Genomic DNA, 14,660 nt, shown 5'->3' with positions numbered 1-14,660 from the left:
CGTACCGACTCGTCCAGTAAGCACCGACGCAGAAGATCCTGACACCGGGGTAATCCGTGAAAAAGCTCTCCGCACGACGACGCCATCCGCTGGCGGCGGTCGTCGTCCTACTCCTCGCGCTGGCGGCCACCGGGGGGCTGTACGCCGCGTTCGCACCCGCGAGCAAGGCGCAGGCCGACGAAACCGCCCAGTCCCTCGCCATCGACGAGGGCAAGAAGCTCTACGCCGTTGGCTGCGCCAGCTGCCACGGCACCGGCGGTCAGGGATCCAGTGACGGTCCGCCGCTGACGGGCGTGGGCGCCGCGGCCGTCGACTTCCAGGTCGGCACCGGGCGCATGCCCGCGCAGCAGCCCGGCGCGCAGATCCCGAAGAAGAAGGTCATCTACTCGCAGGCCGAGATCGACCAGCTCGCGGCGTACGTCGCCTCGCTCGGTGCAGGTCCGACCGTCCCGACGAAGAACCAGGTGAGCCCGGAGGGTGCGGACATCGCCAACGGTGGCGAGCTGTTCCGTACCAACTGCGCGCAGTGCCACAACTTCACCGGCGAGGGCGGCGCGCTGACACACGGCAAGTTCGCGCCGAAGCTGGAGGGCGTGAGCCCGAAGCACATCTACGAGGCCATGCAGACGGGCCCGCAGAACATGCCGTCCTTCCCCGACACCACGATGCCGGAGAAGAGCAAGAAGGACATCATCGCGTACATCGATGCGGTCAACAGCGGCAAGACCGTGAGCCCCGGCGGGCTGACGCTGGGCGGGCTCGGCCCGTTCACTGAAGGCCTGTTCGCCTGGATCTTCGGTCTCGGCGCGCTGGTCGCCGTCGCCGTCTGGGTCGCCGCTCGGACCGCAAAGGCCAAGAAGTCATGAGTAGCCAAGAGATTCCAGAAGAGAACCTGCCCAGCGCGCAGGACGCCGACCAGCCGCACGGCTCGGTCGCGGTGAAGGAAGACCCCTTCGCCGATCCCGGGCTGCCGCCCCACGAGCACCGGGTCCAGGACATCGACGAGCGGGCCGCCAGGCGCTCCGAGCGCGTGGTCGCCTTCCTGTTCACGCTCTCGATGCTCTCCACGGTCGCCTTCATCGCCGCGTTCGTGACGATCAAGGCCGACAAGAGCGTCTACATCTGGCCGATCGGGCACATCAGCGCGCTGAACTTCGCGCTCGGCATGACACTCGGCCTGGCGCTGTTCTGCATCGGCGCGGGCGCGGTCCACTGGGCCCGCACCCTGATGTCCGACGTGGAGGTCGCCGACGACCGTCACGCGATCTCGGCCGAGCCCGAGGTCAAGGCGAAGGTCCTGGCGGACTTCAAGCAGGGCGCCAAGGAGTCGCAGTTCGGCCGGCGCAAGCTGATCCGCAACACACTCTTCGGCGCGGTCGCGATGGTCCCGCTCTCCGGCATCGTCCTTCTCCGTGACCTCGGTCCGCTGCCGGAGGACAAGCTCCGGCACACCGCGTGGAAGAAGGGCAAGCTCCTCGTCAACATGAACACGAACGAGCCGCTGCGTCCTTCGGACATCGTGGTCGGCTCGCTCACCTTCGCCAAGCCCGAGGGCGTGGAGGAGCACGACGAGGACTTCCAGCAGGTCATGGGCAAGGCCGCCCTGATGCTGGTCCGGATCCAGCCGGAGAACATCAAGGACAAGCAAGAGCTCGAGTGGGGTCACGAGGGCGTGGTCGCGTACTCGAAGGTCTGCACCCACGTGGGCTGCCCGATCTCCCTGTACGAGCAGCAGACGCACCACGTGCTCTGCCCCTGTCACCAGTCCACCTTCGACCTCTCCGACGGCGCCCGCGTCATCTTCGGTCCCGCCGGTCACGCGCTCCCGCAGCTGCGTATCGGCGTGAACGGCGAGGGCTACCTGCAGGCGCTCGGCGACTTCGCAGAGCCCGTCGGTCCTGCTTTCTGGGAGCGCGGATGAGTACTACGCCGACCAACGACGCGTCCTCGCGCGAGAAGGCGCCCGCCGGTGAGCGGGTGGCCGACTGGGCAGACGGCCGCCTGGGGATCTACTCCCTGGCCAAGGCCAACATGCGCAAGATCTTCCCGGACCACTGGTCCTTCATGCTCGGTGAGATCTGCCTCTACAGCTTCATCATCATCATCCTCACGGGTGTGTACCTGACGCTGTTCTTCCACCCGTCGATGAACGAGGTGGAGTACCACGGCAGCTACGTCCCGCTGCAGGGACAGCTGATGTCCGAGGCGTTCAACTCGACCATGCACATCTCCTTCGAGGTGCGCGGTGGTCTGCTGATCCGGCAGATCCACCACTGGGCGGCGCTGATCTTCCTCGCCGGCATGTTCGTGCACATGATGCGCGTGTTCTTCACGGGTGCGTTCCGCAAGCCGCGTGAGGTCAACTGGCTGTTCGGCTTCCTGCTGTTCGTCCTCGGCATGTTCACCGGCTTCACCGGTTACTCGCTCCCGGACGACCTGCTCTCCGGCACCGGTGTCCGCTTCATGGAGGGCGCGGTCCTGTCCGTGCCGATCGTGGGCACGTACCTGTCGTTCTTCCTCTTCGGCGGCGAGTTCCCGGGCGGCGACTTCGTCGCGCGGTTCTACTCGGTCCACATCCTGCTGCTGCCGGGCATCATGCTCGGTCTCGTGGTCGCTCACCTGATCCTGGTCTTCTACCACAAGCACACGCAGTTCGCGGGCCCCGGAAAGACGAACAAGAACGTCGTCGGCATGCCGCTGCTCCCGGTCTACATGGCCAAGGCGGGTGGCTTCTTCTTCCTGGTCTTCGGTGTCATCGCGGCCGTCGCCGCGATCGCGTCGGTCAACCCGATCTGGGCCATGGGCCCGTACCGGGTCGACCAGGTCTCCACCGGCGCGCAGCCCGACTGGTACATGGGCTTCTCCGAGGGCCTGATCCGCTTCATGCCGGGCTGGGAGATCAACCTCTGGGGTCACACGCTCGTCCTGGGTGTGTTCGTCCCGCTGATGATCTTCCCGCTGGTCCTGGTGGTGATCGCGGTCTACCCGTTCATCGAGTCCTGGATCACCGGCGACAAGCGCGAGCACCACATCCTGGACCGCCCGCGCAACGTCCCGACCCGGACCGCGTTCGGTGCCGCCTGGATCAGCTGGTACTTCGTCCTGCTCCTCGGCGGTGGTAACGACCTCTGGGCCACGCACTTCCACCTGTCGATCAACGCGATCACCTGGTTCGTGCGTATCGGGTTCTTCATCGTGCCCGTGCTGACCTTCCTCATCACCAAGCGGATCTGCCTCGGCCTCCAGCGCCGCGACAAGGACAAGGTGCTGCACGGACGCGAGTCCGGCCTCATCAAGCGCCTGCCGCACGGTGAGTTCATCGAGGTCCACGAGCCGCTCGGGCCCGACGCCCTGCACACCCTCACCGCGCACGAGCAGTACGCGCCGCTCGAGATCGGCCCGACGGTCGACGAGAACGGTGTGGAGCGCAAGGTGTCCGGTACGCAGAAGCTGCGGGCCAAGCTCTCCGACGGGATGTACGGCGAGGAGAGCCAGATCCCCAAGCCGACTGTCGAGGAGTACAAGGAGATCACCAGCGGCCACGGCCACCACTGATCACCTGACCTGACCTCCCCCACTCTCGGCTCCGCTCGAGCGGGGGGACCCCACGGTCGCCACGGTGAGAGCCCCGTCCAGGCACTGGACGGGGCTCTTTGCCGCTCTCCGGGCTGGATAGGGTGGCCTTGTTCCCTTACACACGGAAAACCAGGAGCGGCAGATGAATGCTGTGACCCCCGCAGGAGGCAATACCGCGGCGGGCCGTTCCTGGCCCCAGCTCCTGAACGGCCTCCTCGAAGGGCGCGACCAGAGCGCCGACGACACCGCCTGGGCCATGGACCGCATCATGCGGGGCGAGGCCACGGACGTGCAGATCGCCGGGTTCGCGGTGGCCATGCGCGCCAAGGGCGAGACCGTGGAGGAGATCTCCGGCCTCGTACGGTCCATGTACGACCACGCCAACGTGATCGAGGTCCCGGGCGACACGGTCGACATCGTCGGCACGGGTGGCGACGGCGCCAAGACGGTCAACATCTCCACGATGTCGGCGATCGTCATCGCGGGCACGGGCGCCAAGGTCGTCAAGCACGGCAACCGCGCCGCCTCGTCGGCGTCCGGCGCCTCGGACGTCCTGGAGAAGCTCGGCGTGAACCTGGAGCTGACGCCGAAGCGCGTGGCCGAGGTCGCGGAGGAGGCCGGGATCACGTTCTGCTTCGCCGTGAAGTTCCACCCGGCGCTGCGGCACGTGGCGGCGGCGCGCGGCCAGCTGGGCATCCGCACGACGTTCAACTTCCTCGGTCCGCTGACCAACCCTGCCAAGGTACGGGCCCAGGCCGTCGGTGTCGCCGACGCACGGATGGCGCCCATCGTGGCCGGTGTCTTCGCCGAGCGCGGCCACTCGTCCCTCGTCTTCCGCGGCGACGACGGCCTTGACGAGCTGACGACGACGGCGACCTCGCGGATCTGGGTGGTCCGGGACGGCACGGTGCGCGAGGAGGCCTTCGACCCGCGGGACGTCGGCATCGACCTGGTGCCGGTGTCCGCGCTGCAGGGCGCCGACGCGTCGTACAACGCGGAGGTGGCCCGCCGCCTGCTGGACGGTGAGAGGGGCCCGGTACGGGACGCGGTCCTCCTCAACTCGGCGGCGGCGCTCGTGGCTCTCACGCCCGGCGAAGGCTCCCTGGCCGACCAGCTCCGGGCCGGCATGGCCCGCGCCGCGGAGTCGATCGACTCGGGCTCGGCGAAGCGGACGCTGGAGCGCTGGGTGGCGGCCAGCAACGCGTAAACGTGCAGGACAGAAGTGGTGGGGAGGTGCCGGCCGGTGCCTGCCCACCACGCTCCGTCCGGGATGCGGACACGCTGTTGCGATGAAGCGATCAGCTGGCATACTTCTCGGCAGGTCATGAGTGACAGCGATTAGGCCCCGGCTCGCTGTCCGGCAACCCTCCGTCCGTGGCGGGGTGCCCCGGGTGAAGACCAGGCAGTGCACAGCAAGGTGCTCTGCAAGCGCGGACCCCTGCACACCCTGGGGTCCTGGTCCTCAAGGGAGCAGTCTCGTGAGCAAGCGAATGCGATAGGGCATCTCCGCCCCACCTTCGCACCCTCTTTTCCTTTCTGCCGCTCCGTCGAGCCATCGGCTCCGGCGCGGTCAATTCGCTTGTCTCTCACGGGAGTTCGCCATGTCTGTCTCCACCGCTGCCGCCGACCAGTCGCTTTGCTGTGACATTTCCGGGCCCCTGCCGGTTCTGGGCCGGGATGTCACCGTTCCGCTCGTCACCGGGGGCGATGTCAGCTACGCAGCCCTCGACTACGCGGCCAGCGCCCCGGCGCTCCAGCGGGTCTGGGACGACGTGGCGGCCTACGCGCCGTACTACGGCAGCGTGCACCGCGGCGCCGGGTACCTGTCGCAGCTGTCGACCGACCTCTTCGAGAACTCCCGCGTGACCGTCGCCGAGTTCCTCGGCTGCCGCGCGGACGACCAGGTGATCTTCACCCGGTCGACCACCGACTCGCTCAACCTGCTCGCCGCCGTGCTCCCCGCCGACTGCGAGGTCTTCGTCTTCGAGACCGAGCACCACGCCTCGCTCCTGCCGTGGCGCGACGCCCGGGTGACGTACCTGAACGCGCCGCGCACGCCCGGCGAGGCCGTCCAGACCCTGGAGCGCGCCCTCGCCGACCGCGACCCCTACGGCCCCGCCCTGGTGTGCGTCACGGGTGCCTCGAACGTCACCGGCGAGCTGTGGCCCGTCCGTGAGCTCGCCGCCGCGGCCCACGCGCACGGCGCCCGCATCGTCCTCGACGCCGCGCAGCTCGCCCCGCACCACCCCGTCGACATCCAGGATCTCGACGTCGACTGGGTCGCCTTCTCCGGGCACAAGCTGTACGCCCCCTTCGGCTCCGGCGTCCTCGCGGGCCGCGCCGACTGGCTCCAGGGCTCCGAGCCCTACCTCGCCGGCGGCGGCGCCTCCCGCAAGGTCGCGCGGCGTGCCGACGGCGGTGTGGACGTCGAGTGGCACGACAGCGCCGCCCGCCACGAGGCCGGTTCGCCGAACGTCATCGGCGTCTACTCCATCGCCTCCGCCTGCAAGGCGCTCACCGAGGCGGGCTTCGACTCGCTCGTCGCCCGCGAGCAGCACCTGATCGGCAAGGTCCGCGACGGTCTCGCCGCCGTGCCCGAGGTGAAGGTGCTCTCGCTGTTCGGCGACGACGCCCCGCGCGTCGGCGTCATCTCGTTCGTCGTCGACGGCTGGAACAGCTCGCACTTCGCGGCCGCGCTCTCCGCCGAGTACGGCATCGGCGTGCGCGACGGCCTCTTCTGCGCCCACCCCCTCGTGCGCACCCTGCTGGGCAGCGACCCGCAGTCGCAGGGGGAGTGCGGGGCGCCCGAGGCCGCGCCCGGCGAGAAGTCCCTCAACGCGATCCGCGTCAGCTTCGGCGCCGGCACCCCGGACGAGCACGTCGAGCGCTTCGTCCGCGCCGTCACCGAGCTGGTCCGCGACGGCGCTCGCTGGAACTACCGCACGGAGGACGGGCGTTGCGTTCCGGCGGTGTGATCCGCCGGCCTCACCGGACATGACGAAGGCCGCCCCTCGGGGCGGCCTTCGGTCGTCAGGCGGGCCGGATCAGGAGTCGAGCCCGATCGCGAACGCCGCCTCCAGGTCGTGCTGTGAGTACGTGCGGAACGCGACGTGCGTGTCCGTCGCCTCCACGCCGGGGATCTTGCTGATCTTCCCGGGGATGACGTCCGCCAGGTCGTCGTGGCGCGCGACGCGCACCATGGCGATCAGGTCGTACGTACCGGTCACGGAGAAGACCTCGCTGACGCTGTCGAGGGCGGCGATCGACTCGGCGATCTCGGGGATCCGGTCCACGCTGGTCTTGATGAGCACGATCGCGGTGATCACGGCTGGCTGTCTCCCTCGGTGGCCGTGGCTGGGGCTGCTTTCACTTTAGCCCTCCCGTCTCCCGCCTCCGCCCGTGCCCGGAAGCGCTGCGCGCACCCCCCTTTCTCCCTCTGTAGCGCACCCACGCGTAGAGGAACCCGACGGAGAACCCGACCAGGTGCGCCAGGTAGGCCACGCCCGGCCCCTGGCTGCTCTGCCGGGCCGCCGCCCCCTGGAGCGCCACCCAGAACGGCAGCACCACCCACGCGGGAAACCGCAGCGGCAAGAAGAACAGGAACGGGAACAGACTCGTCACGCGCGCCCGGGGGAAGAGATACAGGAACGCCCCGAGCACCGCGGAGATCGCCCCCGAGGCGCCCACCAGGGTCTGCTCCGAGCTCGCGTACGCAAGGGCGTACCCGAGCAGTGCCGCGCAGCCGGAGAGCACGTAGAAGAGCGCGAACTGGAGGTGGCCCATTCCTTCTTCGACCATCGCGCCGAAGACGTACAGGAAGAGCATGTTGCCCAGCAGGTGCAGCCAGCTGCCGTGGACGAAGAGGGCCGTGACGGTGGTGAGCGCGGCGCGTGGGGAGCCGGTGAGCAGCTGGGCGGGGATCACGCCCCAGCGCTCGAAGTAGTCGCTCTGAGCCGCGAGCAGCCGGTCGCCCGTGCCGTAGACGGGGTTGAACCCGGAGGCCGGGGACAGCACGAACGCCACGCAGCACAGAGCGATCAGCCCGTACGTCACCGGTGCCGGGTGGTTCCTGACAGCCGATCTGACCGTCCTGCCCGCCGTCACACCCCGATTGTCGATCACGCAACAGATCATGACGTAACGGTGCACACCTGCCCAGACGGCCTGCCGGGATTCCCCACTGTGGACGCCCGCGCGGGGGGTACCCGCCAGGCCGTAGGGTTACGGGCACCACGCACCACGGAAAACGTACGACCCCGAAAGAAGGCGACAGCCCCGATGACGGTTCCCCTGCCGACCGCCGAGACCCGTTGGCGCTGCACACTCTGCGGCAACCTCACGCGTTTCGACGTGACCCGTTCGTCGAAGGTTGTCGAATACGTGCACCTCGACCTCGCTGGTGACCCGAAGGTCGAGGAGCGCGAGGTGGTCAGTGAGACCATCGAGTCGGTCCGCTGCCGCTGGTGCAACGCCGTGGACCAGGTCGAACTCGTGGACAGGCCGGGTGCCGGCTCCTGAGAGGGAGCCGAACCCCCAGAAAATACGGACATTGGGGTGACGGATGGTGGAGAGCGCAGGCGGGGAGGCCGGGGACGGCGCCGCTGAGGTGCTCGACCGGCCGTTGCCCGAAGGCGTGCGGCGCCGGGTCGTGCAGATCGTCTCGGACGGCTTCGGCGGGCTGACGGTCGCCGAACTGCCGCCCCAGTTGCGGCAGTACGCGCGCTTCACCCCGACCCGGCGCGCCAAGTTCGCCGGCAATGCGATGGCCGCCGCGCTCGAGGGCGACACCCTCTTCCGCCAGCGCATCGGCGAAAGCCTCAGAGAGGCCCAGCCGGAGCTCGCCGGCGCCCTGGACTCCGGGGCGCCGCCGCCCGCCGCCGACCCCCTCGACGTGGCCGCCGCGGCCTATGTGCTGCGGCCCACCGGCTGGGTGAAGCTCGTCGCGGCCGCCGGCGAGGAGGCCGTGCGGGCCGACGCCGAGCGCGCCGACGAGGAGGCGCGGGCCGAGCTGGAGCGGCTGCGCGCCGAGGTCGGAGCCGCCCGCGACCAGGCCAGGTCCGAGACCGAACGGCTGCGCACGGAGCTGGAGTCGGCGAAGAAGGAGGCCGAATCCCTCCACCGCAAGCTGCGCAGCGCGCTCAGTGATGTCAAGCGCGGCGAGGCGGCCGTGCGCAAGATCCACGGCGAGACCGAGGCCGTACGGGCCGAGATGCAGGCACAGCTCTCCGCCGCCGACAGCGAGACGCGGCGGCTCAAGGCCCGGCTCGGCGAGACGGAGGCGGCGCTCGAGGCCTCCCGTAAAGCGGCGCGCGAGGGCCGCAGCGTCGAGGACATGCGCGTACGGCTGCTGCTGGACACCGTCCTGGAGTCCGCGCAGGGGCTGCGCCGCGAACTGGCGCTGCCGCCCGTGTCCGTGCGCCCCGCCGAGACCGTGGACGCCGTCGAGCCCGGGCGGATGTCGCCCAAGGACATCGCGGCCCGCGCCCTGTCCGAGCACGACCCCGCCATCCTGGACCAGCTGCTCGCCCTGCCGCAGGCCCATCTCGTGGTCGACGGCTACAACGTCACCAAGACCGGCTATCCGACGATGCCGCTGGAGAAGCAGCGCCTGAGGCTGCTCGGCTCGCTCTCCCAGCTCGCCGCGCAGACCGGCGCCGAGGTCACCTGTGTCTTCGACGGGGCCGAACTCGCCGCGCCCGTACTGCTCGCGCCGCCGCGCGGGGTGCGCGTGCTCTTCTCGAAGGCGGGTGTCACCGCCGACGAGCTGATCCGCCAGCTGGTGCGCGCCGAGCCCTCCGGACGGCCCGTCGTGGTCGTCTCCACGGACCGCGAGGTGGCCGACGGGGTCGCCAAGTCGGGTGCGCGTCCCGTCGCCTCCGTGATGCTTCTGAAGCGTCTCTCGCGCGGCTGACCGATCGCCGCGCAGTTCCGGCCCTTCGCCACATAGGCAACGTAGGTCTCATACGTAACCTCTGGGCCTGATGCCCGAATTGGCGGATCGTTTACGCAACGTAGTGTCAAGCGAGCATTACCGCACGTGAGTTGAGTGCAAAGAATGCGCTCGGTGACCGACTTTTTTCTCGTCAGGATTTGAACTGATCACAAGAAGGTCACTAAGGTCTGGCCTCGAACCTCCGCTCGGGTGATCGCTCATCGGGAGTGACGGCAGAGGGTCACCGCCCACCGGCGTGTCGGTAGGCGGCTGGAGGAAGAAGGAGCTCGCCTTCGTGGCGTCCCACCGTCGACCCAAGCAGCCGAGCCGCACCCGCGTGACCGTGCTCACCGCAACCGCCGCCGCAGCCGTGGCCCTCACGTCGCAGGCCGCGCAGGCCGCGCCGAAGCCGAGCAAGAGCGAGGTCAAGGCCAAGGTCGACAAGCTCTACGAAGAGGCGGAGAAGGCCACCGACAGGTACAACGGGGCCAAGGAGAAGCAGAAGAAGCTCGAGAAGGAGATCGGCGACCTCCAGGACAAGGTCGCCCGCGGCCAGGAGGACCTCAACGAGCTGCGCTCCGGCCTCGGTTCGATGGCCAGCGCCCAGTACCGCTCCGGCGGCATCGACCCCTCCGTCCAGCTCTTCCTCTCCGCCGACCCGGACGACTTCCTGGACAAGGCCTCCACGCTCGACCAGCTCAGCGGTCAGCAGGTCGAGGCCCTGAAGAAGATCCAGGAGAAGCAGCGTGCGCTGGCGCAGGAGCGCCAGGAGGCCGCCGACAAGCTCAAGGACCTCGCCGACACCCGCACGGAACTCGGCAAGAAGAAGCAGCAGGTCCAGAGCAAGCTCGGCGCCGCGCAGAAGCTCCTCAACACCCTCACCGCCGCCGAGCGCCAGAAGATGGCCGCCGAGGACGCCCGCGCGAGCCGCTCCGCCGCCTCCCGCGTCGACCTGGGCAACGAGGTCCCGGCCTCCAAGCGCGGCGCTGCCGCCCTGAACGCCGCCGCCACCCAGCTCGGCAAGCCGTACGTCTCCGGCGGCACCGGCCCCAACTCCTACGACTGCTCCGGGCTCACCCAGTGGTCCTACGCACAGGCCGGGACGGGCATAACCCGGACCACGTACACGCAGCAGAACGACGGCCCGAAGATCGGCATGAGCCAGCTCAAGCCCGGCGACCTGGTCTTCTTCAACAACCTCGCGCACGTGGGCCTCTACGCCGGCAACGGCCAGGTGCTGCACGCCCCGCACCCCGGCGCCGTCGTCCGTTACGAGTCGATGAGCACCGTCGGTTCGTTCCAGTTCGGCGTCCGCATCGGAGGCTGACAGCGGCGCCCGAAAACGCGCCCGTTCGGGCGAATTCCGGCAGCACCCGCTGACCCCACGCCCCGCCCATGACCTGCGTCATAGGCGGGGCGTCGCGTTTTCCGCCCACAGCGGTCGTTGGCCGCGCCCGCCCCTCACGACTACTGTCGCCCCGCATTCCCCCGGACGGGTTCTCCGGCTGGGGGTCGTTCGTCAGCGGAAGGGGGAGAGGCTACTCGTGGGGTCCCATCGCCGTCCCGCACAGTCCGGCCTCGACCGGAGCGCGCGCGGCTCCACTGTGTACGTCCTGTCGGCCGTGGCGGCCACCGCCGCCGCCGGGCTCACCGCCGCCCCCGCGGGCGCGGCCCCGCAGGACCGCCCGTCCGGCACCCGGGCCGAGGTCGACCGCCTCCTCGAGCAGGCCGAGCAGGCCACCGAGGCGTTCAACAAGGCCGACGAGCGCGCCGACAAGCTCCGCGACGAACTGGGGGACCTTCAGGACAGCGTCGCCCGCGGGCAGGAGCGCATCAACACCATGCGCGGCGACCTCGGCTCGCTCGCCGGCGCCCAGTACCGCTCGGGCGGCATCGACCCCGCCCTCGCCCTGTTCCTGTCGTCGGACCCCGACGGCTATCTCGACAAGGCGTCCGTCCTCAACCGCGTCACCGCCCGCCAGGCCGGCGAACTCACCGAACTGCAGCGGGCGCAGCGCGACCTGTCCCAGGAACGCGCCGAGGCCACCCGCAAGCTCGTCGACCTGGAGCGTTCCCGCAAGGCCGTCGCCCGGCACAAGCGGACCGTCGAGGACAAGCTCGCCAAGGCCGGCCGCCTGCTCGACTCCCTGCCCGCCTCGCAGCGTGAGGCCTACGAGCGCGCCTCGCGCGGTGGCGAACGCGACGGCGTCCCCGGCCTGTCGGGCGCGGGCGTCCCGGCGTCCGGCCGGGCCGCCGCGGCGGTCGCCGCCGCGATGTCCGCGGTCGGCAAGCCGTATGTATGGGGCGCCAACGGGCCCTCCGGGTTCGACTGTTCGGGCCTCATGCAGTGGTCGTACGCGCGCGCGGGCGTGGGCCTGCCGCGCACCTCGCAGGCCCAGCGGTACGCGGGACGGCAGGTCCCCCTCTCCGAGGCGCGGCCCGGCGACCTCGTCGCCTACCGCTCGGACGCCAGTCACATCGGGATTTATGTGGGCAACGGCCAGGTCATCCACGCCCCCTATCCCGGTGCGCCCGTGCGTTACGACCCGGTGGGCATGATGCCCGTGTCGTCCGTGACACGGGTCTGAGCGGTTGCGGCCGGTGGGGCCCGGCGCGGGAGGCGCCGTACGATCGGGAGGATGTCTGGTCGTCGGCGTGGTGCGGGTGGAGCGGGTGCGTGCGTCGTCCTGCTGTCCGTGGCCGCCCTGCTCGCCGGGCTCGTCGGCTGTGGCGGGGGCGCGGCGCGGGACACGTTTCGGGGCGATGTGCAGCACACGCTCGACCGCAGGGCCGATGCCGTCCTCGTCCGGGATTCGGCCGCGTACCGGGCCACCGGCAGCGCGGACGCCGCGGTTCTGACGAACCTCGCCGACGTCCCGCTGACCTCCTGGACGTACCGGCTCACCCGCCTGAAACGCTCGGGCAGCCACGCCACCGCCGGCGCGGAACTGCGCTACCGGATCGAGGGCTACGACAGCGCCCCCGTCGTCTCCGCGCGCTCCCTCGAGCTCGAACTGCGCGAGGGACGCTGGTACGTGACCTCCGACCGGCCCGCCCCGAAGGCCGGCGAGCAGCTCTGGGAACAGGGCAGGGTCGTCGTCGAGAAGGGCGCGCACAGTCTCGTCCTCGGTGTCGGCAGGTCCCACGGCGCGCTGCGCGACTACGCGGACCTCGCCGACGGGGCCGTGCCCGCCGTGAGCGACGCCTGGGGGACCGGCTGGGCCCAGCGGGTCGTCGTCCTCGTCCCGAAGTCCCTGGACGGCATGGGCGCGCTGCTCGGGACCCCCGCCGCCGGGTACCGGGGGATCGCCGCGGTGACCACCGGCGAGGCGGGCGCGCCGGGGCGGACGCCGGCCGACCGGATCATCGTGAACCCCGACGCCTACGGCGTGCTCGGCTCCTTCGGCAAGCAGGTCGTCCTCACGCACGAGACGACCCATGTCGCCAGCCGCGCGGCGACGTCGGGGGCCACTCCGCTGTGGCTGTCCGAGGGGTACGCGGACTGGGTCGGCTACCGCGGCACCGGGCGCTCCGCGGGGCAGGCCGCGCCGGAACTGGAGCGCGCGGTGCGGCTCGGCCGGCTGCCGGCCGCGCTCCCCACCGACCCCGACTTCGGGTTCACCGGCGACGCGGGGCGGCTCGCGCAGGCGTACGAGGGCGGGTGGCTGGCCTGCCGGATGATCGCCGACCGCTGGGGCGAGGCGAAGCTGAACGACTTCTATCGCGCGGTGGGGAAGCACAAGCGGCGGACCGGGGCGGTCGAGGAGGCGATGGCGAGCGTGCTCGGCACGACGGAGGAGAAGTTCACGGCGCAGTGGCGGGACTATCTGAGGGCACAGCTGGGCTGACCGACGAGAGGATTCACGAGGCCAGCAGGGTCTCGTCGCGGGTCGGCTGTGGCGACGGCGGCTGCTGGCTCAGGTGCGGCTCCGTGACCGTCCGGCTCCACAGGCGCTGTGCGGCGGTCAGTGACGCGGTGACCAGCAGGCCGTTGCGTACGAGGATCAGGGCGAGGCCGAGTCCGTCGCCGCCCACGACGTGGGCGAACCCGAGCGGGAACTCCAGGAACGTCACGAGGGACGCCGCCAGGACCAGGCAGGCGGGCGGCGTCATGCGGCTCGCGGAGAACAGCGTCGACACCGCGGCCAGGCCGGTCAGCCACAGCATGTACTGGGGGCTGATCATCCGGCTCGTCGTCGTGAACAGCAGCACCGCCACGAACGCCGCGTCCGCGAGCGTGCCCGGCGCCCAGGCCCGCGCCCGCAGCCGCCACATCAGGAGCCAGCCGAACGCGAGCAGCGTCAGCCCCTGCGCGACCACGCTCACGACGTCCACGTAGGGGCCGAGGAACTCCATCGAGCCGTAGTGCAGCCCGACGGAGCCCGGCCAGCCGAACTGCCGCGCCACATGGAACACCAGCGCGCCGAGCGACTCGACCTCCGTGCCGCGGTCGCGCTGGGAGGTGACGAAGTCGAGCGCACCCGGCATCGCCGCCGCGAAGGCGACGAACAGGGCGCCGGCCGTGAGGGCCGCGCTGCCCCAGGAGACCCGCGTGACGCGCCCGCGGCGGGTCCCGAGCAGCAGGAGCACGGGCCACACCTTCAGCAGCGCGCCGAGCCCCGTGAGCACCCCCATGATGCGCGGATGCCGGGCCCCGGCCAGCAGCGCCGCCACCGCGACCGCAGTGACCATGACGTCGTAGCGGGCATACGCGGTCGGACCGAGCAGCGGCACGCCCGCCACCCACACCCACGCCCCGCGCCACGACCTGCCGGGCCGCCCGCCCGCGCACACGAGGAGTCCGAAGGTGAGCGCATCGGCGACGAGGGCGAGCACGAAGAACGCGGTGGCGTAGGACAGGAACGGCAGGAGGGCGGGGGAGAGGATCGCGCCCGCGGCGGCGGGCGGGTACTGCCAGGTGACGTCGTCCAGCGGGAACGTGCCCGTGCGCAGGATCCCGTACCAGCTGCGGTAGATGACGGAGACGTCGGTCGTCACCTCCGGCCCCGGGACCGTGATCACCTTCAGGACACACAGGAGGAGCAGCGCCCGGGTCGCGGCCCACACCAGCACCGCAGGAACCGGGATTCTCGGCATCATTCGGGCCATGATGCCGGGCAGAGCTGTGCAGGGGCCATGAAGCACGGCCCAC

Annotated in this window: 13 protein-coding genes and 1 riboswitch; of the genes, 10 read left to right on the top strand and 3 right to left on the bottom strand. The window is 70.5% G+C overall.

The genetic code is table 11. The features are described 5' to 3' along the window. The first annotated feature begins 56 nt into the window (after positions 1 to 56). From qcrC to ACY0PA_RS13350, 5 genes are all read left to right on the top strand, one after another. A complete protein-coding gene (gene qcrC / locus ACY0PA_RS13370; protein WP_473084823.1) occupies positions 57 to 866 on the top strand; it encodes a cytochrome bc1 complex diheme cytochrome c subunit in 810 nt (269 codons plus the stop codon). Then, entirely contained in the window at positions 863 to 1,921 is a 1,059-nt protein-coding gene (gene qcrA, locus ACY0PA_RS13365) for a cytochrome bc1 complex Rieske iron-sulfur subunit (protein ID WP_473084822.1), read from the top strand. The genes qcrC and qcrA overlap by 4 nt, the downstream gene beginning before the upstream one ends. Continuing rightward, positions 1,918 to 3,555 carry a cytochrome bc1 complex cytochrome b subunit gene (gene qcrB / locus ACY0PA_RS13360; protein ID WP_473084821.1) on the top strand — a complete coding sequence of 546 codons (1,638 nt, stop codon included), beginning with the start codon at positions 1,918 to 1,920 and terminating at the stop codon, positions 3,553 to 3,555. The genes qcrA and qcrB overlap by 4 nt, the downstream gene beginning before the upstream one ends. 163 nt (positions 3,556 to 3,718) lie before the next feature. Continuing rightward, complete coding sequence (gene trpD, locus ACY0PA_RS13355; protein ID WP_473084820.1) at positions 3,719 to 4,783, top strand: anthranilate phosphoribosyltransferase; 1,065 nt, start codon at positions 3,719 to 3,721, stop codon at positions 4,781 to 4,783. 113 nt (positions 4,784 to 4,896) lie between these two features. Next, positions 4,897 to 5,013, top strand: a riboswitch (SAM riboswitch). A gap of 164 nt (positions 5,014 to 5,177) precedes the next feature. After that, positions 5,178 to 6,551: an aminotransferase class V-fold PLP-dependent enzyme gene (locus ACY0PA_RS13350; RefSeq protein ID WP_473084819.1), complete on the top strand. Its 1,374-nt coding sequence runs from the start codon at positions 5,178 to 5,180 to the stop codon at positions 6,549 to 6,551. Positions 6,552 to 6,620: 69 nt separating this feature from the next. Here the strand turns inward: ACY0PA_RS13350 and ACY0PA_RS13345 are convergent, their stop codons facing one another. Then, positions 6,621 to 6,902, bottom strand: a complete 282-nt coding sequence (locus tag ACY0PA_RS13345; protein WP_100592167.1) for an Lrp/AsnC family transcriptional regulator — start codon at positions 6,900 to 6,902, stop codon at positions 6,621 to 6,623. Positions 6,903 to 6,942: 40 nt separating this feature from the next. Beyond that, positions 6,943 to 7,698, bottom strand: coding sequence for a rhomboid family intramembrane serine protease (locus ACY0PA_RS13340; protein ID WP_473084818.1), 756 nt, complete (start codon positions 7,696 to 7,698; stop codon positions 6,943 to 6,945). A gap of 156 nt (positions 7,699 to 7,854) precedes the next feature. On the opposite strand from ACY0PA_RS13340, the gene ACY0PA_RS13335 reads away from it, so the two are divergent. The 5 genes from ACY0PA_RS13335 (at position 7,855) to ACY0PA_RS13315 (ending at position 13,356) form a co-directional block, all read left to right on the top strand. Next, positions 7,855 to 8,094: a hypothetical protein gene (locus tag ACY0PA_RS13335; RefSeq protein ID WP_100592168.1), complete on the top strand. Its 240-nt coding sequence runs from the start codon at positions 7,855 to 7,857 to the stop codon at positions 8,092 to 8,094. A 43-nt stretch (positions 8,095 to 8,137) separates the two neighbouring features. Then, positions 8,138 to 9,487, top strand: coding sequence for an NYN domain-containing protein (locus tag ACY0PA_RS13330; RefSeq protein WP_473084817.1), 1,350 nt, complete (start codon positions 8,138 to 8,140; stop codon positions 9,485 to 9,487). 316 nt (positions 9,488 to 9,803) lie between these two features. Then, complete coding sequence (locus tag ACY0PA_RS13325) at positions 9,804 to 10,835, top strand: C40 family peptidase (protein ID WP_473084816.1); 1,032 nt, start codon at positions 9,804 to 9,806, stop codon at positions 10,833 to 10,835. A gap of 217 nt (positions 10,836 to 11,052) precedes the next feature. Continuing rightward, complete coding sequence (locus ACY0PA_RS13320; RefSeq protein ID WP_473084815.1) at positions 11,053 to 12,096, top strand: C40 family peptidase; 1,044 nt, start codon at positions 11,053 to 11,055, stop codon at positions 12,094 to 12,096. Between the two features lie 51 nt (positions 12,097 to 12,147). Next, positions 12,148 to 13,356: a hypothetical protein gene (locus tag ACY0PA_RS13315; protein ID WP_473084814.1), complete on the top strand. Its 1,209-nt coding sequence runs from the start codon at positions 12,148 to 12,150 to the stop codon at positions 13,354 to 13,356. Positions 13,357 to 13,369: 13 nt separating this feature from the next. On the opposite strand, the gene ACY0PA_RS13310 is transcribed toward ACY0PA_RS13315, so the two are convergent. Further along, positions 13,370 to 14,608: a glycosyltransferase 87 family protein gene (locus tag ACY0PA_RS13310; RefSeq protein ID WP_473084813.1), complete on the bottom strand. Its 1,239-nt coding sequence runs from the start codon at positions 14,606 to 14,608 to the stop codon at positions 13,370 to 13,372. Between the last annotated feature and the right edge of the window lie 52 nt (positions 14,609 to 14,660).

This window comes from Streptomyces sp. DS1-CR2 (genome assembly GCF_055760475.1).
The sequence above is the reverse complement of the archived record's forward strand: the minus strand, read 5'-3'. Positions and strand labels throughout refer to the sequence as shown.

Bases quoted from the DNA above. Each gene is read 5' to 3' on its own strand.
- qcrA (WP_473084822.1), top strand. From the start codon at position 863: ATGAGTAGCCAAGAGATTCCAGAAGAGAACCTGCCCAGCGCGCAGGAC.
- qcrB (WP_473084821.1), top strand. From the start codon at position 1,918: ATGAGTACTACGCCGACCAACGACGCGTCCTCGCGCGAGAAGGCGCCC.
- trpD (WP_473084820.1), top strand. From the start codon at position 3,719: ATGAATGCTGTGACCCCCGCAGGAGGCAATACCGCGGCGGGCCGTTCC.
- ACY0PA_RS13350 (WP_473084819.1), top strand. From the start codon at position 5,178: ATGTCTGTCTCCACCGCTGCCGCCGACCAGTCGCTTTGCTGTGACATT.
- ACY0PA_RS13335 (WP_100592168.1), top strand. From the start codon at position 7,855: ATGACGGTTCCCCTGCCGACCGCCGAGACCCGTTGGCGCTGCACACTC.
- ACY0PA_RS13330 (WP_473084817.1), top strand. From the start codon at position 8,138: ATGGTGGAGAGCGCAGGCGGGGAGGCCGGGGACGGCGCCGCTGAGGTG.
- ACY0PA_RS13315 (WP_473084814.1), top strand. From the start codon at position 12,148: ATGTCTGGTCGTCGGCGTGGTGCGGGTGGAGCGGGTGCGTGCGTCGTC.
- ACY0PA_RS13310 (WP_473084813.1), bottom strand. From the start codon at position 14,608: ATGATGCCGAGAATCCCGGTTCCTGCGGTGCTGGTGTGGGCCGCGACC.